At 66.0% G+C, this 1,535-nt stretch carries 1 protein-coding gene; it reads left to right on the top strand.

The window, feature by feature from the left end; translation table 11 throughout:
- Positions 1-197 precede the first annotated feature (197 nt).
- Positions 198-1,433 carry an IS701 family transposase gene (locus ACFPQ9_RS44600; protein ID WP_380866207.1) on the top strand — a complete coding sequence of 412 codons (1,236 nt, stop codon included), beginning with the start codon at positions 198-200 and terminating at the stop codon, positions 1,431-1,433.
- The last annotated feature ends 102 nt before the right edge of the window (positions 1,434-1,535 follow it).

Raw genomic sequence — 1,535 nt, 5'->3', positions numbered from 1 at the left:
CCCGCTAAGCTCGAAAGACCGTCTCTGACCAGCGGGAATGGTGAAGTACCACTGGAGTATTAGTACTCCAGTTGCAGTTCGCTATTCCCGCTGGTCAAAGGCTTGCTTTCGAGTGTAGCGAGCTGACTGGCCGTCATGTTGCCGGAGTTCGTGACCAGCGGCGTGTGATCGCTGTTGTGTTGATCGTGCAAGATGATGTGCGGCTCGATGTCTGGGCTTCGGAGCTGGAGGAGGTGCTGCTGCGGATCGGTCACCGGTTCGGCCGGGTCGATCTGCGGCGGCGGATGCGGGACTACGTGCGCGGGTTGCTCGGTCCTGTCGGCAGGAAGAACGGCTGGCAGCTGGCCGAGTACGTTGGCCATGACGTGCCGGCCGGTCTGCAGCACCTGTTGAACCGGGCCCGGTGGGATCCGGACGAGGTCCGTGACGACCTGCAGGAATACGTGGCTGAACGGCTCGGCGAGCCTGACGGTGTCCTGATCATCGACGAGACAGGCTTCCTCAAGAAGGGCACCACTTCGGCGGGCGTGCAGCGGCAGTACTCGGGCACGGCAGGACGTACGGAGAACTGCCAGGTCGCCGTGTTCGCGGCCTATGCCTCGACGCGGGGCCGGACCTTGGTCGACCGGCAGCTGTACCTGCCGAAGTCCTGGATGTCCGACCGGGACCGGTGCCGGGCGGCAGGGGTGCCCGACGGCCTGGCGTTCGCCACCAAGACCGAGCTCGCCCGACACCTCGTCAGCCGGGCACTGGCTTCACCGTTGCCCATCGCGTGGGTGACCGCGGATGCGCTCTACGGCCAGGACTGGTACTTCCGCCGCATGCTCGAGGAAGCCGGACTCGGCTACGTCGTCGCCGTGCCGAAATCGCAGCAGGTCAAGTCCCTGGCCGGGTGCTGGCGCATCGACCAGCTCATCTCCGACGCACCTGAGGACTCCTGGGAACGGCTCTCCTGCGGCGACGGCGCCAAGGGCCCACGCGTCTACGACTGGGCGGCAGCGATGCTGCCGGCCGTCCCGTTCTTCGAGGGCGACGAGCCCTCGCACCGCAGGTGGGTACTGGCCCGCCGCAGCATCGCCTGCCCGGACGAGATCGCCTACTACCTGGCATACGCGGTGACGGGGACCACTGTGAACCAGCTGGTCACCGTCGCCGGCAGCCGTTGGGCAATCGAGTGCTGCTTCCAGAGCGCGAAGAACGAATGCGGCCTCGACCAGTACGAAGTCCGGCGATACCCAGGCTGGTACCGGCACATCACCCTCGCGATGCTCGCTCACGCCTTCCTCGCCGCGATGGCCGCTGCCAACATCCCTGAAAGGGGGGTCGAAGAAACGGATCTTTCCTTGTCCCGCTCAGCCTGGCCGAGATCCGCAAGCTCATGGCAGCTTGCCGCCCTGGAACAGGTCACCGCCAGCGCACACAGCACACCCTGAAGTGGTCCCGCTTCCGTCGGCGCCACCAGGCCACCGCCAAACGCTGCCACTACCAACGCCGCACCCGACATCACGAACTCCGGCAACATGACGGCCAGTCAG

This window comes from Streptomyces coerulescens (genome assembly GCF_042657965.1).
GTDB classification, from domain to species: domain Bacteria; phylum Actinomycetota; class Actinomycetes; order Streptomycetales; family Streptomycetaceae; genus Streptomyces; species Streptomyces coerulescens.
The sequence above is the reverse complement of the archived record's forward strand: the minus strand, read 5'-3'. Positions and strand labels throughout refer to the sequence as shown.